This window comes from Streptomyces varsoviensis, assembly GCF_000718635.1.
Taxonomy (GTDB): domain Bacteria; phylum Actinomycetota; class Actinomycetes; order Streptomycetales; family Streptomycetaceae; genus Streptomyces; species Streptomyces varsoviensis.
Window position 1 is genome coordinate 80,729 of sequence record NZ_JOBF01000018.1, and the last position, 21,697, is coordinate 102,425.

At 70.9% G+C, this 21,697-nt stretch carries 20 protein-coding genes; 10 read left to right on the forward strand and 10 right to left on the reverse strand.

Features of this window, described 5'->3' with window-relative positions; translation table 11 throughout:
- Positions 1-4: 4 nt before the first annotated feature.
- Complete coding sequence (locus tag IF55_RS24765) at positions 5-3,166, reverse strand: NACHT domain-containing protein (RefSeq protein WP_030889236.1); 3,162 nt, start codon at positions 3,164-3,166, stop codon at positions 5-7.
- A 147-nt stretch (positions 3,167-3,313) separates the two neighbouring features.
- On the opposite strand from IF55_RS24765, the gene IF55_RS24770 reads away from it, so the two are divergent.
- Positions 3,314-4,216, forward strand: a complete 903-nt coding sequence (locus tag IF55_RS24770) for a sterol desaturase family protein (RefSeq protein WP_030889233.1) — start codon at positions 3,314-3,316, stop codon at positions 4,214-4,216.
- Positions 4,213-5,022, forward strand: coding sequence for a lysoplasmalogenase (locus tag IF55_RS24775; RefSeq protein WP_063764033.1), 810 nt, complete (start codon positions 4,213-4,215; stop codon positions 5,020-5,022). The genes IF55_RS24770 and IF55_RS24775 overlap by 4 nt, the downstream gene beginning before the upstream one ends.
- Here IF55_RS24775 and IF55_RS24780 read toward each other — a convergent pair.
- Positions 4,994-6,517 carry a S8 family peptidase gene (locus tag IF55_RS24780; protein ID WP_030889225.1) on the reverse strand — a complete coding sequence of 508 codons (1,524 nt, stop codon included), beginning with the start codon at positions 6,515-6,517 and terminating at the stop codon, positions 4,994-4,996. The genes IF55_RS24775 and IF55_RS24780 overlap by 29 nt on opposite strands.
- A gap of 490 nt (positions 6,518-7,007) precedes the next feature.
- On the opposite strand from IF55_RS24780, the gene IF55_RS24785 reads away from it, so the two are divergent.
- From IF55_RS24785 to moaA, 3 genes are all read left to right on the forward strand, one after another.
- Complete coding sequence (locus IF55_RS24785) at positions 7,008-7,391, forward strand: DUF485 domain-containing protein (RefSeq protein ID WP_078645146.1); 384 nt, start codon at positions 7,008-7,010, stop codon at positions 7,389-7,391.
- Positions 7,388-9,010, forward strand: coding sequence for a solute symporter family protein (locus tag IF55_RS24790; RefSeq protein ID WP_030889222.1), 1,623 nt, complete (start codon positions 7,388-7,390; stop codon positions 9,008-9,010). The genes IF55_RS24785 and IF55_RS24790 overlap by 4 nt, the downstream gene beginning before the upstream one ends.
- Positions 9,011-9,234: 224 nt before the next feature.
- Complete coding sequence (gene moaA, locus IF55_RS24795; RefSeq protein WP_030889220.1) at positions 9,235-10,224, forward strand: GTP 3',8-cyclase MoaA; 990 nt, start codon at positions 9,235-9,237, stop codon at positions 10,222-10,224.
- Positions 10,225-10,275: 51 nt separating this feature from the next.
- On the opposite strand, the gene IF55_RS24800 is transcribed toward moaA, so the two are convergent.
- Positions 10,276-10,512, reverse strand: coding sequence for a hypothetical protein (locus IF55_RS24800; RefSeq protein WP_030889217.1), 237 nt, complete (start codon positions 10,510-10,512; stop codon positions 10,276-10,278).
- A gap of 179 nt (positions 10,513-10,691) precedes the next feature.
- Positions 10,692-11,066: a DUF3099 domain-containing protein gene (locus IF55_RS24805; protein ID WP_037966674.1), complete on the reverse strand. Its 375-nt coding sequence runs from the start codon at positions 11,064-11,066 to the stop codon at positions 10,692-10,694.
- A gap of 210 nt (positions 11,067-11,276) precedes the next feature.
- Here IF55_RS24805 and IF55_RS24810 point away from each other — a divergent pair, with 210 nt between their 5' ends.
- A complete protein-coding gene (locus tag IF55_RS24810; protein ID WP_030889213.1) occupies positions 11,277-11,552 on the forward strand; it encodes a GlsB/YeaQ/YmgE family stress response membrane protein in 276 nt (91 codons plus the stop codon).
- 172 nt (positions 11,553-11,724) lie between these two features.
- Here the strand turns inward: IF55_RS24810 and tyrS are convergent, their stop codons facing one another.
- The 5 genes from tyrS to IF55_RS24835 all read right to left on the reverse strand — a co-directional run bounded on the left by tyrS (position 11,725) and on the right by IF55_RS24835 (position 17,339).
- A complete protein-coding gene (tyrS, locus tag IF55_RS24815; RefSeq protein WP_030889211.1) occupies positions 11,725-13,149 on the reverse strand; it encodes a tyrosine--tRNA ligase in 1,425 nt (474 codons plus the stop codon).
- Between the two features lie 175 nt (positions 13,150-13,324).
- Positions 13,325-14,734 (reverse strand): metallopeptidase TldD-related protein, encoded by a 1,410-nt coding sequence (locus IF55_RS24820; RefSeq protein ID WP_030889210.1) that lies wholly within the window; start codon positions 14,732-14,734, stop codon positions 13,325-13,327.
- Between the two features lie 73 nt (positions 14,735-14,807).
- Complete coding sequence (locus tag IF55_RS24825) at positions 14,808-16,349, reverse strand: TldD/PmbA family protein (protein WP_030889208.1); 1,542 nt, start codon at positions 16,347-16,349, stop codon at positions 14,808-14,810.
- 190 nt (positions 16,350-16,539) lie between these two features.
- The gene (locus tag IF55_RS24830; RefSeq protein ID WP_048832409.1) at positions 16,540-17,043 is read right to left on the reverse strand and encodes a hypothetical protein; all 504 of its coding nucleotides are present in this window, start codon (positions 17,041-17,043) and stop codon (positions 16,540-16,542) included.
- Complete coding sequence (locus IF55_RS24835) at positions 17,040-17,339, reverse strand: hypothetical protein (protein WP_037966670.1); 300 nt, start codon at positions 17,337-17,339, stop codon at positions 17,040-17,042. The genes IF55_RS24830 and IF55_RS24835 overlap by 4 nt, the downstream gene beginning before the upstream one ends.
- A gap of 235 nt (positions 17,340-17,574) precedes the next feature.
- Between IF55_RS24835 and fabG the strand changes: the two genes are divergently transcribed.
- On the forward strand, positions 17,575-18,279 hold the full coding sequence (gene fabG, locus IF55_RS24840) for a 3-oxoacyl-[acyl-carrier-protein] reductase (protein ID WP_030889202.1): 705 nt from the start codon (positions 17,575-17,577) through the stop codon (positions 18,277-18,279).
- A 5-nt stretch (positions 18,280-18,284) separates the two neighbouring features.
- Positions 18,285-19,055, forward strand: coding sequence for an enoyl-ACP reductase FabI (fabI, locus tag IF55_RS24845; protein WP_030889200.1), 771 nt, complete (start codon positions 18,285-18,287; stop codon positions 19,053-19,055).
- Positions 19,056-19,163: 108 nt separating this feature from the next.
- On the opposite strand, the gene IF55_RS24850 is transcribed toward fabI, so the two are convergent.
- A complete protein-coding gene (locus tag IF55_RS24850; RefSeq protein WP_030889197.1) occupies positions 19,164-19,847 on the reverse strand; it encodes a FadR/GntR family transcriptional regulator in 684 nt (227 codons plus the stop codon).
- Positions 19,848-19,931: 84 nt separating this feature from the next.
- Here IF55_RS24850 and IF55_RS24855 point away from each other — a divergent pair, with 84 nt between their 5' ends.
- Together IF55_RS24855 and IF55_RS41235 are read left to right on the forward strand one after the other, a co-directional pair.
- The gene (locus IF55_RS24855) at positions 19,932-21,431 is read left to right on the forward strand and encodes a CynX/NimT family MFS transporter (protein ID WP_245661393.1); all 1,500 of its coding nucleotides are present in this window, start codon (positions 19,932-19,934) and stop codon (positions 21,429-21,431) included.
- Between the two features lie 145 nt (positions 21,432-21,576).
- On the forward strand, positions 21,577-21,693 hold the full coding sequence (locus tag IF55_RS41235; RefSeq protein ID WP_281181038.1) for an SGM_5486 family transporter-associated protein: 117 nt from the start codon (positions 21,577-21,579) through the stop codon (positions 21,691-21,693).
- The last annotated feature ends 4 nt before the right edge of the window (positions 21,694-21,697 follow it).

Here is a 21,697-nt window from a genome sequence, read left to right on the forward strand (position 1 = left end):
GGCGCTATAGGCGGACCAGGCGTTCGGGCGGGAACTGGTCATCGCCGATTGTCGGAGTCTTGGCAATGACCGTGACGGTGAGATTCTCCAGGTCGGCCAATGGGCTCAGGTCGATCGGGACTCCTGACAGTGCGCAGTGCGATAGCCAGAGGGATGTGAGGTCGGGCAGTTCACGCAACGAGTTGAGGCCGTTGGGGATGTCGCACCGCCATAAGGAGATTTTCTGCAGTCTCGTGAGACGGCTCACCAGGGCCAGGTCGAGCGAACTTAGTTCCTCCAGGGATAATTCGGTCAACCGTGTGAGGGGATTTGTCCTGGACAGCTGATCCAACTGTGTAGCGCCGCCGAGCCCGAGGGTAGTGAGGTGAGGCCAGCGTTCAATACCTTCCAAACTCAGATAGCGCATGCCGTGACGGAGACGGAGCTTTGTGAGCTGAGGGCCGACCGGTAGTTCTCCTACGTGGTCCGCAATCACAGGATGGTCGAGTGAAAAAGATCGGAGGTTTGGCATGTCCCGCAGCGGTTCCAATGAGATGTCAGGGTGGACATCGAGAAGGAATAGGGCGCTTATTTTGGGACCAGCTAATGGTCTTAGATCTCTTACTTCTGGGCAGTGGCTGAGTGAGACCTCACGCAGGTGGAGAGCAGAAGCGAATGAGGATAGGTCCCGGAGGGTGTGATTGTCGAAGATGACGATTTTTTCCACCCCGTTGGTAAGGAGTAATGGCTCAAGGTTGGCGTGAGGGCCGCGTACAAATACGCGGTGTACTTCTGGGATGTGACGCAAGGCGGCGAGTTGCTCTGTGCTCTCCACTTCTAGTTCGGCATGCTCCCATGAATGGCGATTCAGAATTTCCCGAGCGTACGGCTCTGTTTCGAAAGAGCCCCAAGCCTGCGCAACTTCGAATGCGACACGTGAACGCGTGTCCTCTCGGAACCTGGATATCAGCCCGAAGGCGACATCCCCCTTGACCAGCCCCGCTGTTCGTACCACCGCCGCCGCGGCATCCTCGTCGAGTCCGTCCGGCCCCGGCAGCAGTTCGAGAACAAGCTCGCCGACCTTGGCCAGGCCCTCGGCATCCTCATCGCTACGCGGCGGCAGCAACTCCGCCGTCCGCCCCTCCACATCCTCCCGAAGCGCGGGGTCCAACTCCGGCGCATGTTCCAGACATGCCGCTGCCAGCAGCACAAGCCGCTGCCGGTGCCCCTTCACCCGCTCCGCCCGCCGCAGCAACTGCCGGAGCAGCCGCGCCCGCTCCTCTACCCGGGCGTGCCCCACCGCCATCCGTACGACGTCGTCCCACTGGTCGTCATGTGCGTTGCGGACCAGCAACCCGAAGTCGCGTGTTTCGACCGCCTCCTTAGACCCCAGGTAGTCCTGAAACGTCCGATGGACGAAGTTCACCGAACCGGGGATCGGTTCGAGGAGCAGGCCGCTGCGGTTGAGCAGGTGGTTGAAGACCGCCTGTGCGTCACCCTGCGCCCGTACCTGCGGCATGGCGGCCAGCCAGCCGTCGATCATCTCGACGGCTTCCGCGCACGTCGCCTCCGCCTGCCCGTTGCGGATCAGCCAGTACGCCAGGCGCTGGAGCAGCAGCATCTGCTCGTCACGCGTCAGGTCGACGCCCTCCACCCCGGCGATCTCCCGCTCCGTGTCGCGCCGTACGAGCAGCATGTCCAGGGAGGCGTCGTACAGCTCCTTGCGGGCGCGGGGGAGGTGCATGCGGCGGTCGCGGTTGAGGGCGCAGAGGAGGGCGCACATCAGGGGGTTTGTGGCGAGCTGACCCAGCTCGCGGCGCGAGGTGACGGCTTGCTGGAGGGAGTGTTCGTAACCGTCCAAGAGCTGCTGTTGCCGAGAATCGGCACACTCCTCACGAGCCGCCAAATGCCAATGCTCGATGAACTTCCGAATGTCCTCGCGCCCCATCGGCAGCAGCGAATGCGCTGTAAAGCCCTGCCCCTGCAACCAGTCCTCCGGGACGGCGGAGGGACGGGTGGTGACGATGTACCGGGCATGCGGAAACGCGGCCAAGAGGGACCGCAGCCACTCCCTGGTGCGCTGCCGCAGCGCCGACGGGACCTCGTCCACGCCGTCCACCAGGACCAGCGCCCGCCCCGCGGTGAGCAGTTCCTCCACCCACCCCGCCGGCGCCGCCCCCGCCAGCGGATTGCCGGTGGCGGCCAGGAATTCGCCCGGCAGCGGCAGCGTCTCGCGCGTCGCGAAGGACCGCAGCCGCAGCATGAACGGCACGTAGCCGTTCCAGTCGGTCAGCGTCTGCCCGAAGCCGCGGCGCGCCGCATTGGTGGCGAGCCATTGCATGAGCGTGCTCTTGCCCGAGCCGGCCGGGCCGCGCAGCAGCATGCGATCGCAACCCGCCAGCGCCTGTTCGGCCGAGACCGAGACCGAGACGGCCATAGGCTGGGCCGTCGGTTCCAAGCCGTAGTGGTGCTCGGCCTCGCTGCTCATGCTCAGCGTGATGTACGCGGTGCTCAGCGGCCACTCCCGCGCCCCCGTACATCCGAGCGTCAGCCCGAAGAGCTGGAGCCTGCCGTGCGTCGCCTCGACGTACTGCCCGTAGCGCTCCTCGAACGCAAGGGCCCGAGCCTCGGGCGCCGGCCCCAGCCTCTCCCGTACGGCCTCCAGTGCCCGCCCCGTCTCGCCCGACCGCCGCACCAACTCCACGTCCGTACGCGCCGGGAAGGACCGCAGCGACGTCACGTACTCCACGAGGTGCGAGCAAGCGGCATCCAGCAACTCCCCGAACAGCGCCGCTCCCACCTCGCCGAGCCCCGCCCGTTCCGGCAGGCCAGGGGAGTGCCCCAAGAGCACCGCCCGCAGCCGCGCCGGATCGAGGTCCGCGGCGAACAGCGTCTCCTGGTCGATGGTTTCAGCGCCGCAGAAGACGTCGCACACCGCGTCGACCGCCGCTCGCCTCTCATGCTCCGGCAGCGACGGGGGCCCGACCCCCGACAGCCGCCGAGCCAGCCACTCCACCAGCCGCACCGTCTCCTGCTCGCCCAGCCGCTCGGGGCGCCGCCCCGCCCGCGCCGGGCTGCCCGGCTTGCGTACGAGCCCCGCCCCCGGGTTCTTGGCGATCAGCGACTTGGCGAGCGCGCTCACGACCGTGGTCGCCAACCGTAGGACGACCGCCTCCGCCCCCTGCATCCGCCGCCACCTCCCGAGTGCGCGATGTCGGAGCCAGTATCCGCGCCCACCCCCGCCCCGACAGGCCGAACCGGCGGTAACCCTTGTCTGGTACCGATGGGTAACAACCCCTAGCGGCGTGGCCGCCCGGCCGCCTATGGTGCGGCCATGCCTCATCTGCCCGATGTCGTGATGTGGTCCATACCCGCCTTCGTCCTGCTCACCGTTCTGGAGATGGTGAGCTACCGGCGGCACCCCGCGCAGGAGAGCGGGGCGGCGGGGTATGAGGCGAAGGACGCTGCGACGAGTATCGGGATGGGCGTCGGGAGCCTCGTCTTCGACGCGCTCTGGAAGATCCCGATCGTGGCGATCTACACCGCGGTCTATGAGCTGACGCCGCTCCGCGTCCCCGTCCTCTGGTGGACGCTGCCGCTGATGCTGCTCGCGCAGGACTTCTTCTACTACTGGTCGCACCGGGGCCATCACGTCATCCGCGTGCTGTGGGCCTGCCATGTGGTGCACCACTCCAGCGAGAAGTTCAACCTGACGACCGCGCTGCGGCAGCCGTGGACGACGCTGACCGTGTGGCCGTTCTACGTGCCGATGATCGCGCTCGGGGTGCATCCGGCGGCGGTGGCGTTCTGTTCGTCGGCCAACCTCGTCTATCAGTTCTGGGTGCACACGGAGCGGATCGGCAGGCTGCCGCGGCCGTTCGAGTACGTGCTGAACACGCCGTCCCACCACCGCGTGCACCACGCCTCGCAGGGCGGCTACCTCGACCGCAACTTCGGCGGCATCCTGATCATCTGGGACCGGATGTTCGGCTCCTTCGTGCCGGAGACGGAGCGGCCGGTCTACGGGCTCACCAAGAACATCCGGACGTTCAACCCGCTGCGCGTCGCCACCCACGAGTACGTCGCCATCGCGCGCGACGTACGGGCCGCGACGAGCTGGCGCGAGCGGGCCGGGCGGGTGTTCCGGGGGCCGGGGTGGCAGCCCGTACGGACGACGGTCGGGGAGGCCGGGGAAACGGCTCCGGCTCGTACCGTCGCCCCCGAACGCGTCGCATGAGCCGGCGGCAGCAGACCGTCGCCGCCCGCACCACCGGCCTCCTCTTCGCCGCCCTCGTCGCCCTCCACCTCCTCGCCCTCGCCGCCCACCTCGACGGCGCGCACCACCTCACCAAACCCGCGCTGATGCCCGCCCTCGCCCTGCACGCCGCCGCCCGGGGCGCGCCCCGCTCGCTGATCGCCGCGCTGCTCTTCGGCTGCGGCGGCGACACGCTCCTGCAACTCGACGACCGGGCCGCCTTCCTCGCCGGAATGGCCTCCTTCGCCGCCGGGCACGTCTGCTACCTCGTTCTCTTCGCCCGCCACCAGTCGAAGAGCGGCGGCCCCCGCAAGTACGCACTCGGCGCCGCCTACGGCGCCGCCTGGCTCGTCACCGTCGCCCTCCTGTGGCCCGGCCTCGAAGCCGGGCTGCGCCTCCCCGTGGCCGGGTACGCGCTGCTGCTGACCGCCATGGCGCTGGGCGCGACGCGCGTCGGGGCGCGGGCGGCGGCGGGCGGGCTGCTGTTCCTGGTGTCGGACACGCTCATCGCGAGCGGCCTCGCCGACTGGCCGCAGCCGCCCGCGCCGCAGCTCTGCATCATGGCCACCTACGTGGCGGCCCAGTACCTGCTCGCGGACGGGCTGCTACGGGCGGGCAGCGGCCGGACACGCACGTGGGGCCGGGGACGCACGTGGGGCCGGGCACGCACGTGGTGCCGGGCACGCACGTGGGGCCGGACACGCACGTGGGGCCGGGCGTGTGCCGCCCGGCCCCACGGTTCCCTCACTCAGCCGGAGGTCAGTCCTCCACCGCCTTCAGGGCGTTGACGATCCCGAAGCCGTAGAAGCTGTTGACGTGCTTCGTGCCGGTGCAGGCCGGGTCGGCCGGCGCGGTCGGGCAACCGGGGTTGTCCGCCTGGGCCTTGAGCAGCCACTGGATCTCCTGCGGGCTGGCGTCCGGGTGCGCGCTCTTGAGGAGCGCCGCCACGCCCGCGACGTGCGGGCCCGCCATCGAGGTGCCCTGGAGGTAGCCGTAGTCGCCGCCGGGCAGGGTGGACAGGATGCGGCCGTCCTTGGCGGGCAGCTCGGGCACCTGCCGGACGTCGCCGCCGGGGGCCGCCACGTCGATCTGGTTGAGGCCGTAGTTGGAGTAGTACGACTTCAGGGACTTGACGCCGGTCGCGGAGACCGTGACGACGCCCGGGATCTGGGCGGGCACGTCGAGGCACTTCGACGGGTCTATCTCGCGGGAGACCGGAGTGCCGTCATTGGGGCTGGAGGCGTCGGTGATCTTCTTGGCCGCCAGGTCGAAGTTGGAGTTGCCGGCGGAGGCGACGTTCACCGCGCCCTTGCGGGTGGCGAACTTCGCGGCGCGGCCGACGGCGTCGGCGATGGCCTTCTGGTCGGGGTCGTCCGCGCAGTTGAACATCCACGGGTCGACGTAATAGCTGTTGTTCGTCACCTGCACGTGGTGCTCGGCGGCGAAGACGAAGGCGCACACCACGCTCTCGGCGTAGAAGAAGCTGCCCTTGGCCTGGCTGACCTTGATGGAGGAGACCTTCACGTTGGGCGCGACGCCGGTGACGCCGACGCCGTTGCGCGGGGCGGCGATCTCGCCGGCCACGTGCGTGCCGTGGTAGTCCTCGTCCGGGTCGAACGGCCGCCAGGAGCCCGGGCTCGTGTCGGCCTTGCCGGTGACGCAGCTCGCCGACTGGCTCCGGGAGAAGTTCGGCTTGAGGTCGGGGTGGGTGTCGTCCACGCCGGTGTCGATGACGGCGACCGTCACGTTCCGGGACCCCGGGTTGACCTCGGCGGCCTTGTCGGCCTTGATGGCGGCGATGTCCCACTGAAGCCCCTCCAGGGGCTCCTTGCCCGTGGCCAGCGAACGCGCCTCGCTCTGCGCGGTGACCTTGGGGACCTTGATCTTCTCGGGCTTGCCGATGTCGGTGGTGGCGGCCGAGGTGATCGGCGCGGTCCGGGTGGCCCCGGCGGACTGCACGCCCGGCACGGTACGGAGGGTCTTCGCGAAGTCCGGGTTCTTGGAGTGGGCGACGATCACGCCGATCTGCCCGTACGCGGTCACGACGCTGCCGCCGGCCCGGCCGATCGCCTTCTTCACCTTGGCCACCGTGGCGTGGTCGGTGGAGGTGTTGACCACGTACGACAGCAGGGGCCCGTCGGCGGCTACGGGCGCCTTGGCCGGGAGCGCGTCCTGCGGGGCGGCCGAGGCCGCGCCGGGCAGCAGGCCGAGGGAGGCGACGAGGGCCAGTCCGGCCGGCACCGCCAGCAGGGCGCGCCGGCGTCTGAATCGCAGATGAGCCATGGGTTCTCCACATCGTCCGGGTACCGCACGCGCACTTGCCGCGCACGGACGGGTACATGACGAGTGAAGCTAGCGCCGATCATGGCCGTTGAGCAATGAATTCCCCAAGAAAGTCCGGTACGGGCCACGGCCGGACCTCCCGCGACGCCGCCGCGCCCGTCAAGACGGCGGCCCCCGCAGCGCCTCGATGCTCAGCGGCGGCAGCGCCGGCCGGGGTCCGTACCAGCGGCCGTCGGCTGCCGGCGAGGCCCGCCGCGCCGACCGTACGGCCGCTACCGGAGCCGCGAGGACGACCATCCCGTACGGGCGCCGGATCGGGCCGGAACCGGGCCTTCCGGGCGGCGGTGGGGGCTGGGCGTTGTTCACATCTGGACAACGAAGCCACATACGGCCGGTGTCGCCCCCGAAGGTGGTTCTTGCCTGTTTCAACCACAACCCTCTGTCGAATGACGCCGCGCCCCTCTACGATGCGTGACCCGGATCACATGTCATGGCTCACGCACCGCTGCCGCTTGTCAGGAGAGAGACCGTGGACTCCGCACCACACACCGCCGAAGGGCAGGGCGGGCCGGATCGCTTCACGGACGTCCAGTCCAGTGAAGAATTCGCCGAACTGCGGCGCGCCCAGCGCTCGTTCGCCTTTCCCCTCACCGTCGCGTTCATCGCCTGGTACCTGCTGTACGTGCTGCTGTCCAACTACGCGGGCGGCTTCATGGACATCAAGGTCGCCGGGAACATCAACATCGCCTTCGTGTTCGGGCTGGCCCAGTTCCTGACCACGTTCCTCATCGCGTGGTGGTACTCCCGGCACGCCGCCCGCCGCATCGACCCGAAGGCCGAAGCCATCAAAGAGCGCCTGGAGGGCGACGCGTGACCACCAGCCAGCAGCTCGCCGTCGCGGCAGCCAGCGAGCACCGCACCCTGATCATCACGCTCTTCTCCGTCTTCGTCGCCATCACCCTGGGCATCACGGTGTGGGCCGGCCGGCAGACCAAGGACGCCACCGACTTCTACGCCGGCGGCCGCTCGTTCAGCGGCTTCCAGAACGGCCTGGCGATCTCCGGCGACTACATGTCCGCCGCCTCCTTCCTCGGCATCGCCGGCGCCATCGCCCTCTTCGGCTACGACGGCTTCCTCTACTCCATCGGCTTCCTCGTCGCCTGGCTCGTCGCGCTCCTGCTGGTCGCCGAACCGCTGCGCAACTCCGGCCGGTTCACCATGGCCGACGTGCTCGCCTACCGGCTCAAGCAGCGGCCCGTACGCACCGCCGCCGGCACCTCCACCATCGTCGTCTCGATCTTCTACCTGCTGGCCCAGATGGTCGGCGCGGGCGCCCTGGTCGCGCTGCTGCTCGGCGCCACGGGCGAGGGCGCCCGGCGCTGGATCATCGCCCTCGTCGGCCTCGTCATGGTGCTGTACGTGACCATCGGCGGCATGAAGGGCACCACCTGGGTGCAGATCGTCAAGGCGGTCATGCTCATCGCGGGCACCCTGCTCGTCACGATCCTGGTGCTCAACAAGTTCGGCTGGAACGTCTCCACGCTGCTCGGCGAGGCGGCCAAGGAGAGCGGCAAGGGCAAGGCGTTCCTCGAACCCGGCCTCCAGTACGGCAAGGACGGCACGTCCAAACTCAACTTCATCTCGCTCGGCGTCGCGCTCGTCCTCGGTACGGCCGGACTGCCGCACATCCTCATCCGCTTCTACACGGTGCCGACCGCCAAGGCCGCCCGTAAGTCCGTCAACTGGGCCATCGGCATCATCGGCGCGTTCTACCTGATGACCATCGCGCTCGGCTTCGGGGCCGCCGCCCTCGTCGGCTCCAAGGCGATCATCGCCTCCAACGAGGCGGGCAACACCGCGGCCCCGCTGCTCGCCCAGGAGGTCGGCGGCGGCGCCGATTCGACCGGCGGCGCGATCCTGCTCGCCGTCATCTCCGCCGTCGCCTTCGCCACCATCCTCGCCGTCGTCGCGGGCCTGACCCTCGCCTCGTCCGCGTCCTTCGCGCACGACCTGTGGGCCAACGTCATCCGCAGGGGCCGCACCAGCGAGCGCGAGGAAGTCCTCACCGCCAAGTTCGCGGCCATCGCCATCGGCGCGATCTCCATCGTGCTCGGCATCTTCGCCCACCGGCTGAACGCCGCGGCGCTGGTGGCCCTCGCCTTCGCCGTCGCCGCCTCCGCCAACCTGCCGACCATCCTCTACAGCCTCTTCTGGAAGCGCTTCACCACCCAGGGCGCGACCTGGTCGATCTACGGCGGGCTCATCTCCTCGGTCGCGCTGGTGATCTTCTCGCCGGTGCTGTCCGGCAACGACAAGGCGCTCTTCCCCGGCATGGACTTCGACTACTTCCCGCTCGCCAACCCCGGCCTGGTCTCCATCCCGCTGGGCTTCCTGCTCGGCTGGCTCGGCTCGCTGCTGTCGAAGGAGCGGCCGGACGCCCGCAAGTACGCCGAACTGGAGGTCCGCTCGCTCACGGGTTACGGCGCCCACTAGCCCGTACCGCCGGCCCGCGCCGCCGGCCGGTGTCACCAGCCCGTACCGCTCCGTGACGGCCGTCATCCGGCCGTACGACCAGTGGCGGCCCCTCGTCGCACAGGCCACCGGCCGCTCACCTCGCCCCCGCTCCCGTCGGGCGTGTGCTGAGTGTCCGACCCATCGCGTACGCTGCGGATTATTGGATGTATCCATGGTTTGTTTCCGCAGGAGGGGCCGCCACCATGCTCATCGACACCTTTGGTCGCGTCGCCACCGACCTCCGCGTCTCCCTGACGGACCGCTGCAACCTCCGCTGTACGTACTGCATGCCGGAGGAGGGCCTGCAGTGGCTCGCCAAGCCCGATCTGCTCACCGATGACGAGATCGTCCGCCTGATCGGCATCGCCGTCACGGAACTGGGCATCACCGACGTCCGCTTCACGGGCGGCGAACCGCTGCTCCGCCCCGGCCTCGTCTCGATCGTCGACCGGGTCGCCGCCCTCGAACCGCGCCCCAAGATGTCGCTCACCACCAACGGCATCGGCCTCCAGCGCACCGCCCGGGCCCTCGCCGACGCCGGCCTCGACCGCGTCAACGTCTCCCTCGACACGCTGCGCCCCGATGTCTTCCAGGCCATGACCCGGCGCAAGCGCCACGGCGACGTGCTCGACGGGCTCGCGGCCGCCCGCGACGCGGGGCTCACCCCCGTCAAGGTCAACTCCGTGCTGATGCCGGGCCTCAACGACGACGAGGCGCCCGACCTCCTCGCCTGGGCCGTCGAGAACGAGTACGAGCTGCGCTTCATCGAGCAGATGCCGCTCGACGCCCAGCATGGCTGGAAGCGCGAGGGCATGATCACCGCCGGGGACATCCTCGCGTCGCTGCGCACCCGCTTCGACCTCACCCCCGAGGGCGACGACGCGCGCGGCTCCGCGCCCGCCGAGCGCTGGATCGTCGACGGCGGCCCGGCCCGGGTGGGCGTCATCGCCTCCGTCACCCGGCCGTTCTGCGCCGCCTGCGACCGCACCCGGCTCACGGCCGACGGCCAGATCCGTACGTGCCTGTTCGCCCAGGAGGAATCGGACCTGCGCGGCGCGCTGCGCTCCGGCGCGGCCGACGAGGAGATCGCCGGCCTCTGGAAGCGCGCGATGTGGGGGAAGAAGGCCGGTTCCGGTCTGGACGACCCGTCCTTCCTCCAGCCTCAGCGCCCGATGTCGGCCATCGGCGGCTGACCGCCGGAGGCGCCGGTCGCGGGCGGCTGACTGCCCGGTGGCTTCGGTGCGTCAGCCGTCGGTCGCCGATCGCTCGGCCGCCCGCGCCTCCCAGTCGGCGAGCGGCACGACGTCTTTGAGCATCGAACGGACGCCGAGGAACTGGGAGAGATGCTCGCGGTGCTCCTCGCACGCGAGCCACGTCTTGCGGCGCTCCGGAGTGTGGATCTTGGGGTTGTTCCACGCCAGCACCCACACGGCGGCGGCGCGGCAGCCCTTGGCCGAGCAGATCGGCGATTCGTCGTTCACAGGAACCAGTGTGCACATGGCGACGCCGGGCAGCCACGGGGGGAGCCGCCCGGCGTCGGTCCGTCGCTCCGACGGGGGATGCGGAGCGCATACGAAGTATGTCACGGGCGAGCCGGGGCGGTGCACCGGAACCACATGATTGATCTGAGCTTTTCTTGAGCTTTGTGCCGCGCTGAAGATCAGCTCTGGGGCGCCGAACCCTCGCTCCGCTCACGGGCCTTGGCTTCCGGGACCGGTTCCGCGCCGGGCTCCGCCGCGCCGGCGACCAGCATCGGACGGGTCGGCGGCGGCACGAACGTGCCCGGCAGCGAAGGGGTGTTCTCGCGGCCCGCGTTGGCGATGACCACCGCGATATAAGGCAGCGCGGCGCCCAGAACCAGCGTGGCGATGGCCACAAAACGCTCGACGTCCCACAAGATGACCGTCGCGATGACGGCCAGGGTCCGCACCGACATGGAGATGATGTAGCGCCGCTGCCGGCCGCGCACGTCCTCCGTCAGCCCCTGCCGGGCGCCGGTGATCCGGAAAGCCTCGGCACTGCTCTGCTTCCGCATCACGTTCCACCACCTGATCGCAGTGCCGGCTCTCCCCGTCCGGGACGTAGCCAACGTTACGCCGAGCCACGTCGGGGTTCGAGACCGGGTCGCTCCTCGCGACGCCGTCCTGTGCCATCTCTACCTCGTACAACGCGGTCCGACATGCGCCGTACGGGTATCGGACGGAGACTGGCTGGGCACGCCACTTCGCGCCGCATAGGAGGCGACATGAGCTGGTTGTGGGCCATCATCGTCGGTTTGGTGCTCGGTCTGATCGCCAAGGCGATCCTTCCGGGCAAGCAGCAGATCCCGCTGTGGCTGACCGCCGTCTGCGGCATCCTCGGCAGCGTCCTCGGCAACTGGGCGGCCACCGGGCTCGGCGTCAACGACACCCGCGGCATCGACTGGACGAGGCATCTGCTGCAACTGGTGGGCGCGGTCGTGATCGTCGCCGTGGGGGACCGGCTATGGGCCGCGGTACGGGGCGGCAAGCAGCGCACCTGAGCGGGCGGGGCCGAACAAGCGGAGACAAGGCGCCACAAAACAGAGACAGGGCGACACAAGCGGAGACAAGGCAACACAAACGGAGACAAGGCAACGGCCGGGAAACCACCTGACGGGTGGTTTCCCGGCCGCGTACCGCCTCATAGCCGCCGCGAACGCCGACTGGTAGGGCTCAGTCCTTCTGCACGCCGTGGAGTTGGGCGAGCTTCCGGCCGGCCTTCAGGTATACGCCGCCGTCGGCCCCGAGCCCGGCCTTCGCCAGCACCTCGGCGACGACCTCGGCCAGCGGCCGGATCGCCTCCGCCTCGGCCAGTACGACCGACTCCTGGCCGTCGCCGGTCTCCACGACCAGCCGCAGCCCGTTCTGCTTGGCGACCCGGCGGGCCGCCGACGCGCTGGGCTGGAACTCCAGGACCGTGGCGAGCACCGCCGTCGCGGGCTTCTCGCCGTGCTCGGCCAGGTCCACCACGGGCAGCGAGCCGACGTCCACGAAGCTCTTCTTCGAGAACTGCGCCGTGAACCCGGCGCGCGCCGCCATCGCCGCCGGCACCCCGTAGAGCGCGGCCACGACCTCGCCGGCCAGCACCTTCTTCAGATCCATCGGGTGCAGGGTGCGGGCCTCCAGGCGGGCGCCCACCGCGTCGATCTCGGCGTCGGTCCACTCGGTCCAGGCCCGCAGGTACGGCACCATCAGCCGGTCCGGGATCGACATGATCTTGCCGAAGACGTCGTCGGCGGGGGCGGTCAGGGCGACCGCGTTCCCCTTGGACTTGCTCATCTTCGCGCCGGTGCCGTCGGTGCCCTCGATCAGCGGCATGGTGGCGATCATCTGCGGCCGCTGGCCGTAGATCTCCATCACCTTGCGGCCCATCTGCATGTTGAGCAGTTGGTCGACGCCGCCCAGCTCGATGTCGCAGGCCAGCTCGGCGGAGTCGATGGCCATCGCGATCGGGTAGATCAGCTCCGACATGGTCAGCCCGGAGCCGGCCGCCAACCGGTTGCGGAAGTCGTCGCGCTGGAGCAACTGCGAGGCCGGTACCTGGGCGAGGATGCCGATGAGCTTCGGCAGCGTGATCCCCGCCAGCCACTCGCTGTTGAACCGCACGGCGACCTTGTCGAAGTCGAAGAACGGCCGGACCTGGTCCTGGTACGTGGACAGGTGCCGGGCGATGTCCTCGTCGGTGAGCGGCGGGCGCTCCGCGGACCGCCCCGACGGGTCGCCGATCTTGGCCGTGATGTCGCCGATCAGCAGCGTGACGTCATGGCCCATCCGCTGGAAGCGGCTCAGCACGATCATGGGCACGGTGTGGCCCAGGTGGACATCGGCCCCGGTGGGGTCGATGCCCAGCTTGACCTTCAGGCCGCGGCCCTGGGCCCGTACGGACTCGATCTCCTCGGCCAGCTTCTCCGCCGACGGCAGCACGTTCACGGCCCGCCCGGCGATCAGCTCCGCCTGTTCCACGGCGGAGAGATCCGTCAGGTCGAGATAGCGCCGCGAGCCCGTCTCGGTGAGCAGCCGCTCGACCGTCGTGTCGGAGGAGAGGTCCTGTGCGAGCAGCTCGCTGGCGCGGGCGACGGATTCGCCGAGGCGTGTCATGGCGTTCCTGATGATCGGTGTACGGGTGGGATGGTCGGGACCAGTCTATTCGGCGGCTGGTACGGCCAGGCCGCGGCTCGTATGGCCGGGCGGCGGCTGGCACGGTCAGGCCGAGGCTCACACGCCCCCGCCCCCGCCGCGCTCCGGCCGCGCTCGGCCGCGCCCCGGCCGCCGTTCACACCCCCTGGCTGACGGAGCTCATGTTGAAGTCCGGCACCCGCAGCGCCGGCATCGCGGCGCGGGTGAACCAGTCGCCCCACTCGCGCGGCAGGGTGCGCTCGGTGCGGCCCGCCTCGGTGGCGCGGGAGAGGAGGCCGACCGGCGACTCGTTGAAGCGGAAGTTGTTCACCTCGCCGACGACCTCGCCGCGCTCCACCAGGTAGACGCCGTCGCGGGTGAGCCCGGTCAGCAGCAGGGTGGCCGGGTCGACCTCGCGGATGTACCACATGCTCGTCAGCAGCAGCCCGCGCTCCGTCGCCGCGATCATCTGCTCCAGCGAACGGTCGCCGCCGCCGTCGAGGATCAGATTGTCCACGGCCGGGGCGACGGGCTGCCCCGTGAGCTCGGCGCTGTGGCGCGTGGCCAGCAGCCGGTTCAGCACGCCGTCGCGGATCCAGTCGGTGCCGGCCAGCGGCAGCCCGTTGTCGAACACCGACGCGTCGTCCTCCGAGGCGTGCGCGATCACGAACGGCGCGGCCTCCAGGCCGGGCTCGGCCGGGTCGCTGCGCAGGGTGAGCGGCAGTTCGGACAGCCGCTCGCCGACGCGGGTGGCGCCGCCGGGCCTGGCGAAGACCGTACGGCCCTCCACCGCGTCCCGGGCGGACGACGCCTGCCACTGCTGGTAGATCAGCAGGTCGGCCACGGCGGTCGGCGGGACCAGCGTCTCGTACCGGCCGGCGGGCAGCTCGGTCCGCCGCTCGGCCCAGGCGAGCCGCCGGGCCAGGTCGGCGTCGAGGGCCGTCGGGTCGACGTCCTTGAAGTCCCGCGTGGACCGCCCCGCCCAGGCGGAGCGCACCGGTCCGCCGTCCCGGCCGGGGGCCTTCGCGTTCAGTTCCAGGATGCCGGTGGGCTGGTCGTGGCGGAGCCGCAGCCCGGTGGAGGTGGCGAGGTAGCTGGTGACGACCTCGTGGCGGGCGAACCCGTACAGCGCCCGGCCGGCCGCGCGGGCCCGCGCGAAGGACTCGCCGAGCGCCGGGGCGAAGTCCGCGAACACCTCGGAGGATGTCTCGGCGGGCGCGTCGGCGAAGCCGGGGGAGTGCGGCACGTCCGTGACCAGCGGCCGGGCGTCCTCGGCGGGTCCGGCGGCCCGCGCGGCGGCTTCGGCGGCCCGTACCAGCGGCTCCAGCTCCTCTGCCGTGACGGCCGAACGGGAGACGACGCCGCAGGCGGTGCCCTGGGCCCCGTCGACGGTCGCGACGACGGTCAGCCCGCGGCCGCGCGTGACGCCGTTGGTGGTCAGCGCGTTGCCCGCCCAGCGGAGGTTGGCGGTGGAGCTTTCCTCGGCGATGACCACGCAGCCGTCCGCGCGGGACAGCTCCAGGGCCCGTTCGACGGTCTCGTGGGGCTTGCTGCTGCGCGGGCTCATCGGCGGGCCTCCTGGGCGAGGTGGTGGTGCTGTTCGAGGGCTGCGGGGCGTACGGCTCGGGGGCGGCGCGGGCTCATCGGCCGGCCTCCCGCGTGGTGTTGAGGATGTTGACGCCCTCGAAGAGCGCCGAGGGGCAGCCGTGCGAGACCGCCGCGATCTGGCCCGGCTGGGCCTTGCCGCAGTTGAAGGCCCCGCCCAGGACGTATGTCCGTGGCCCGCCGACGGCCGCCATCGAGCCCCAGAAGTCGGGCGTCGACGCCTGGTACGCGACGTCGCGGAGCTGCCCGGCGAGCCGCCCGTTCTCGATCCGGTGGAAGCGCTGCCCGGTGAACTGGAAGTTGTAGCGCTGCATGTCGATGGACCAGGAGCGGTCGCCCACCACGTAGATGCCGTGCTCGACGCCGGCGATCAGCTCGTCCGTGGACGGGCCGTCGGGCGCGGGCCGCAGCGAGACGTTCGCCATCCGCTGTACGGGCACATGGCCCGGGGAGTCCGCGTACGCGCACCCGTTGGACCGCTCGAAGCCGGTCAGCTTCGCGATCCGCCGGTCGAGTTGGTAGCCGACGAGCGTGCCGTCCTTGATCAGGTCCCAGGACTGGCCGGCCACGCCCTCGTCGTCGTAGCCGATGGTCGCCAGCCCGTGCTCGACCGTACGGTCACCGGTCACGTTCATGATCTCGGAGCCGTAGGCGAGCTTGCCGAGCTGATCGAAGGTGGCGAAGGACGTGCCCGCGTACGCCGCCTCGTAGCCCAGCGCCCGGTCCAGCTCGGTGGCGTGGCCGATCGACTCATGGATCGTCAGCCACAGGTTGGACGGGTCCACCACCAGGTCGTACGCGCCGGGCTCGACGCTCGGGGCGCGCATCTTCTCCGCGAGCAGCTCCGGCATGCGCGCCAGCTCGCCGTCCCAGTCGTAGCGGCCGTCCGTCAGGTACTCCCAGCCGCGCCCCACAGGCGGGGCGAGCGTGCGCATCGAGTCGAACTCGCCGCTCGCCGGGTCGACCGCGACGGCCGTCAGCTCGGGATGCAGCCGGACCCGCTGCTGGGTCGTCACGGTGCCGGCCGTATCGGCGTAGAACTTGTTCTCGTGAACGGTCAGCAGCGCCGCGTCCGCGTGCGTCACCCCGTCCGCGCGCAGCAGCCGGGCGCTCCAGTCGGCCAGCAGCTCCGTCTTCTCGGCGTCCGGCACGGTGAACGGATCGATCTCGTACGACGAGACCCACGTCCGCTCCGCGTGCACCGGCTCCGCCGCCAGCTCCACCCGCTCGTCCGAACCCGCCGCCGCGATCACCCGCGCCGACAGCTTCGCCATCGCCACGGCCTGCGCGGCCACCCGCGCCGCCGCGTCCATGCTCAGATCCACCCCGGACGCGAACCCCCACGCCCCGCCGTGCACCACCCGCACCGCGTACCCCAGGTCCGTCGTGTCCGAAGCCCCCGCCGGCCGCGCGTCCCGCAACCGCCACGACGCGCTGCGCACCCGCTCGAAACGGAAGTCGGCATGCTCGGCCCCGAGCGCCCGCGCCCGCGCCAGCGCCGCGTCGGCCAGCGGGCGCAGCGGCAACGCGAGGAACGACGCGTCGATGTCGAGCGAATGTGGTGAAGCAGCAGACACGGCATCCTCCGGTATCGGTTCCTGCGCATCATGCCGCCCGGGTGCGCCGTTGCCCAGCGCCTTCCCCCGGCGGGGGGCCGACGCACGACGGTGCGGGCGGCCACCGTTCGTTCGTTTCACCGGACGGCCGGAGTCCGCGGGATACGACGCCTCGACGGAAGCCGACCCGGCAGCCGGGCGGGGCCCGGCGCTATCGCAGGACCCGCTTGCCCGCGAGGAAGGCGGGGATGTCCGGGGCGGGGAGCACGCGGACGCCGTCGTCCGGGGGAGCGGTGAGGGCGTCGCGGTAGGCGACGATGTCGTGGGGGTCCGAGGTGACGATGACCGCGGACGGGTGGCGGGCGGCGACGACCACGAGCAGGGCGTCGACGGCGTCGGGACGCTTCTCCTGCGGGATCGACGCCGTGGCCAGCAGATGACCGGCGCGTTTCGCGTCGTCCGCCGTGTGCCCCGCCTGGCAGGGGCCGCACGCGGGCAGTGCCGCGGTACGGGTGCCGAAGACGACGCACTGCGGCACCGCGCGCGTCAGCGGAGTCCACCGCCCCGGGCGCCACGCCTGGGCGAGGACGGGGAGCGGCACGACGGGCGGGTGCCCCTCCTCCGTCAGGACCGTGTGCAGGATGTGGGCTGATTTCTCCCGGCGGTCCAGGGCGATGAGCATCCCCGTGTCGTAGACGAAGACCGGTGAGCTCACGCCGCGTTCCGGCCCTCGGCCGCGAGTGCTTCGGCGATGCCGGCCCGGGCCGCCGCCAGTTCGGACTCGTCGAACTCCGGCCCGGTGGCCTCGGGTGCCGGCAGCGCCTCCGTGGCGCTGACCGCGGCATCCGCTGCCGCGAAGCGGCGGGCGACGAGCGCGTCGTCCGCCATCTGGCGCAGCACGGCGGAGGTGACGTACGAGGACACGTCGAGCCCCATGGCGTCGGCGTGCTCCTTCACCGCCGCACGGACGGCCGGGTCCATGCTGATGCTGAAGCGTTCCCTGGTAGCCATACGCCTGACCGTAGCACGCCGTGTTACGCGCGTGGGCCCGTAGGGTTACGCGCCTGCCGCCCTCCGATCGGGCGCACCGAGTCGTCCGGGGCCGAGTGGGCGGGGCCGAGTGGGCGGGGTTCTGTAGGGACCCGACAGGGAGGGCCACTCGCGCCTGTGGGAGCTCGATTCTGTTTTCGGCGACGCGGACCTATACGTTCGGTGTATCCAGCACCACCTACGAAAGGGTGATCCGTTGAGCCGCTCGGTTCTCGTCACCGGAGGCAACCGGGGCATCGGCCTCGCCATCGCCCGGTCCTTCGCCGACGCAGGCGACAAGGTCGCCATCACCTACCGCTCCGGTGAGCCGCCGGCCGGGTTCCTGGCCGTGAAGTGCGACATCACGGACCCCGAGCAGGTCGAGCAGGCGTACAAGGAGATCGAGGAGAAGCAGGGCGCGGTCGAGGTGCTGGTGGCGAACGCCGGCATCACCCGCGACCAGCTCCTGCTGCGGATGTCCGAGGACGACTTCGCGTCGGTCGTCGAGACCAACCTCACCGGCACCTTCCGCATCGTCAAGCGCGCCTCGAAGCCCATGCTGCGCGCCCGCAAGGGCCGGGTCGTGCTCATCTCCTCCGTCGTCGGGCTGACGGGCTCCGCCGGGCAGACCAACTACGCCGCCTCCAAGGCCGGACTCGTCGGCTTCGCCCGCTCCCTCGCCCGTGAGCTGGGCTCCCGGAACATCACCGTCAACGTCGTCGCCCCCGGCTTCGTCGACACGGAGATGACGCGCGTACTCAGCGACGAGCAGCGCGAGGGCATCGTCGGGCGGGTCCCGCTGGGGCGTTACGCGCAGCCGGACGAGGTCGCGGCCTCGGTCCGCTTCCTCGCCTCGGACGAGGCCGCATACATCACTGGAGCCGTCATTCCTGTCGACGGCGGATTGGGCATGGGTCACTGATCAGCATGAGCGGAATCCTCGCAGGCAAGCGCATTCTGGTGACGGGCGTCCTCACGGAGTCCTCGATCGCCTTCCAGGCCGCCAAGGTCGCCCAGAACGAGGGCGCCGAGGTGATCCTCACGGGCTTCGGCCGGCTCTCCCTCGTCGAGCGCATCGCGAAGCGGCTCCCCAAGCCCGCCCCGGTCATCGAGCTGGACGTGACCAACCAGGAGCACCTCGACGGCCTGGCCGACAAGGTCCGCGAGCTCCAGGGCGACGGCGCGGGCCTGGACGGCATCGTGCACTCCATCGCTTTCGGCCCGCAGGGCGCCTTCAACTTCCTGGAGGCGACCTGGGAGGACGTCTCGACCGCCGTCCACGTCTCCGCGTACTCCCTGAAGGCCCTGACCATGGCCTGCCTGCCGCTCATGGAGCACGGCGGCTCGGTCGTCGGCCTCACCTTCGACGCGCAGTTCGCCTGGCCGAAGTACGACTGGATGGGCGTCGCCAAGGCGGCCCTGGAGTCCACCAACCGCTACCTCGCCCGCGACCTGGGCGCCAAGAACGTCCGCTGCAACCTGGTCTCGGCCGGCCCCATCAAGTCGATGGCCGCCAAGTCCATCCCCGGCTTCGAGGAGCTGGCGGACGTCTGGAACCATCGCGCGCCCATCGGCTGGGACCTCACCGACCCGGAGCCCGCCGGCCGCGGCGTCGTCGGCCTCCTCTCGGACTTCTTCCCGCGCACCACGGGCGAGATCGTCCACGTGGACGGCGGCGTCCACATGATGGGGGCCTGACCGCCCGCCGGCAGGCCCTCCGTACGTACGGACGTACGCGACCGACGCCCCGGAACCCGCAGCGCGCGGGGGCCGGGGCGTCGCCGTGACCGCTGAGCCGTCTGCCCCTCAGCTCCGGGTGCACCGCGCCGGGCGGCAGTCGTAGTTGTGCCCCGCCGCCTCGGTCTCCGCCCGCTCGCTGTCGCCCGCGCGGATCGCGTCGACCAGCCGTGAGTGGTCCATCCACGCCTCCGGCCGCAGTTCCGTGCCGAGGCCCGCGCGCAGAAAGCCGCGGACCACCCCGCCGAGGTCCGCGTACACCTCGCTCATGACCTCGTTGTGCGCGGCGGCCACGACGGCCGCGTGCAAGGTCGCGTCCGCCTCCACGAACAGCTCCGCGTCCCCCGACTCCCACGCCCGTTCGCGCCGGTCGAGCAGCGCGTCCAACTGCCGCAGGTCCGCGTCGGTGCGCCGCAGGGCCGCCAGCGCGGCGGCCCGCGTCTCCAGCGCGCCGCGCAACTCCGCGACGTGCTCGGGGTCGGAGTCGGCGAAGCGGCGGTTCATCACCCCGGCCAGCTCGCTGGTGGCGACGACGTACGTGCCCGAGCCCTGCCGGATGTCCAGCAGGCCGTTGTGCGCCAGCGCGCGCACCGCCTCCCGGACCGTGTTGCGGGCCACCCCGAGCTGTTCGACCAGCTCGGGCTCGGTCGGGATACGGGAGCCGACGCGCCATTCACCGGAGGTGATCTGGTTCCGCAGCGCGGCGATCACCTGGTCGACGAGGGCGGAGCGCCGGGGCGAGGTCAGTGGCATGAGGCTCCTGAGCGTGCGCGGTGGAGGTTTTCCACCTCATGAAAAACTGGACAGTCATTCATCCTATGATTCTATGATGGACCAATGGCCGACGAAGAGGTTATGACGAGCACTACGGGTGGCGCGGCGGCGGATCGCGGCCACGAGACTCCTGGGACGTGCGAGGGGTACGCGGCGCGTGAGGGTCACGAGGCACATGATGGTCACGCGGCGCATGAGGGTCACGCGGCACGTGAGGCGCCCGACATATCCGCGGCGTCCGGTTCCCGTGGCGCCGGCTCGCGGTGGCTGCGCCCCCTGGTCATCGCCGGCCTCATCCTCGCCGCCCTCAACCTCCGCCCCGCCGTAACCAGCCTCGGCCCCCTCCTCAAGGAGGTGCGTACCGGCCTCGGCATGAGCGGCGCCGTCGCCGGGCTGCTCACCTCGGTGCCCGCCCTCTGCTTCGCCCTCTTCGGCTTCGCCGCGCCCCGGCTCGCGCGCCGGTGGGGGCCCGGCATGGTCGTCTGCGCGGGCATGGCGGCCATCACGGCCGGCCTCGTCCTGCGGCCGTTCGCCGGCGGCACGCCCGCCTTCCTGGCCGCGAGCGCCCTCGCGCTGGCCGGCATAGCCGTCTCCAACGTCCTGATGCCGGTGATCGTCAAGCGGTACTTCCCCGACCGGGTCGGCCCGATGACCGGCGTCTACTCCATGGCCATGGCCGTGGGCACCGCGGCGGCGGCCGCGACGACCGTGCCGCTGACCCAGGCGCTGGGCGGCAGTTGGCGCCTCGGACTCGGCGTGTGGGCCGTACTCGGCGTGCTCGCGGTCCTGCCGTGGACGGCCATCGCCCGCGACCGTACGCATCCCGACCGCGACCTCGCGGGCCGGAGCCGGAGCGCCGGGAGCGGGGGTTCCGGTACGTCGGCGTCCGGTACGGCCGCGTCCGGCACGGCCTCTGCGGGCGCCGCGTCCGGCACGGCCTCCGCGGGGGCCGCGTCCGGTACGTCCTCCGCGGGGGCCGTGCGCGCCCCCATCATCCGTTCCGCCACCGCATGGGCGATGGCCGTCTTCTTCGGCCTCCAGGCCACCGGCGCGTACATCACCATGGGCTGGATGCCGCAGATCTTCCGCGACGCGGGGATGTCCGCCTCCACCTCGGGCGTACTGCTGGCCGTGATCATGCTGGTGAGCGTGCCGCTCTCCTTCCTGCTGCCGCGCATCGCCGCCCGGCTGCGCAGCCAGAGCCCGCTCGTCGTGCTCCTCGGCCTCTTCGGCCTCACCGGCTACGCCGGGCTCTACCTCGCCCCGGCCGCCGGCGCCTGGGCCTGGGCCCTGCTGATCGGCCTCTCCAACTGTGCCTTCCCGCTGGCCCTGACGATGATCGGGATGCGGGCGCGGACCAGTTCGGGCGTGATCCGCCTCTCCGCCTTCGCGCAGAGCACCGGTTACCTCATCGCCATACCCGGCCCGCTCCTCGTCGGCGTGCTCTACCAGCACAGCGGCGGCTGGGGGCAGCCGATCGCCCTGATGGCGGCCCTGATGGTGCCTCAGGTGTTCGCGGGGGTACTGGCGGGCCGCGACCGCGTCATCGAGGACGAGGTCTGACGGCCTGACGGTGCCTACCGGTGCCTTCCGGTCTGACGACACCTGCCGATCCGCCGGGGAACGGCCCCGGAGCAGGCCCCGGGTGCCGTGGCACGACCGCAGGACCCCACGGCGCGACCGCCGGGCAGGGTGGGAGACTTGCTCCATGCCCGTGCTCGATGAGAACCCCAAAAACGGCCAGAAGACCCTGCTGACCATCCTCGGCGTGATGCTCGCCATCACCGTCGTCATCGCGATCGTCGCGTCCTTCGCGTCCCCCTGACCGC

Coding starts and splice junctions, on each gene's coding strand:
- IF55_RS24850 (WP_030889197.1), bottom strand. CDS start 19,847: ATGCCACTGACCTCGCCCCGGCGCTCCGCCCTCGTCGACCAGGTGATC.
- fabI (WP_030889200.1), top strand. CDS start 18,285: ATGAGCGGAATCCTCGCAGGCAAGCGCATTCTGGTGACGGGCGTCCTC.
- IF55_RS24775 (WP_063764033.1), top strand. CDS start 4,213: ATGAGCCGGCGGCAGCAGACCGTCGCCGCCCGCACCACCGGCCTCCTC.
- IF55_RS24785 (WP_078645146.1), top strand. CDS start 7,008: ATGGCTCACGCACCGCTGCCGCTTGTCAGGAGAGAGACCGTGGACTCC.
- IF55_RS41235 (WP_281181038.1), top strand. CDS start 21,577: ATGCCCGTGCTCGATGAGAACCCCAAAAACGGCCAGAAGACCCTGCTG.
- IF55_RS24820 (WP_030889210.1), bottom strand. CDS start 14,734: ATGAGCCCGCGCAGCAGCAAGCCCCACGAGACCGTCGAACGGGCCCTG.
- IF55_RS24765 (WP_030889236.1), bottom strand. CDS start 3,166: ATGCAGGGGGCGGAGGCGGTCGTCCTACGGTTGGCGACCACGGTCGTG.
- IF55_RS24810 (WP_030889213.1), top strand. CDS start 11,277: ATGAGCTGGTTGTGGGCCATCATCGTCGGTTTGGTGCTCGGTCTGATC.
- IF55_RS24770 (WP_030889233.1), top strand. CDS start 3,314: ATGCCTCATCTGCCCGATGTCGTGATGTGGTCCATACCCGCCTTCGTC.
- IF55_RS24835 (WP_037966670.1), bottom strand. CDS start 17,339: ATGGCTACCAGGGAACGCTTCAGCATCAGCATGGACCCGGCCGTCCGT.
- tyrS (WP_030889211.1), bottom strand. CDS start 13,149: ATGACACGCCTCGGCGAATCCGTCGCCCGCGCCAGCGAGCTGCTCGCA.
- IF55_RS24805 (WP_037966674.1), bottom strand. CDS start 11,066: ATGCGGAAGCAGAGCAGTGCCGAGGCTTTCCGGATCACCGGCGCCCGG.
- IF55_RS24855 (WP_245661393.1), top strand. CDS start 19,932: ATGGCCGACGAAGAGGTTATGACGAGCACTACGGGTGGCGCGGCGGCG.
- moaA (WP_030889220.1), top strand. CDS start 9,235: ATGCTCATCGACACCTTTGGTCGCGTCGCCACCGACCTCCGCGTCTCC.
- IF55_RS24780 (WP_030889225.1), bottom strand. CDS start 6,517: ATGGCTCATCTGCGATTCAGACGCCGGCGCGCCCTGCTGGCGGTGCCG.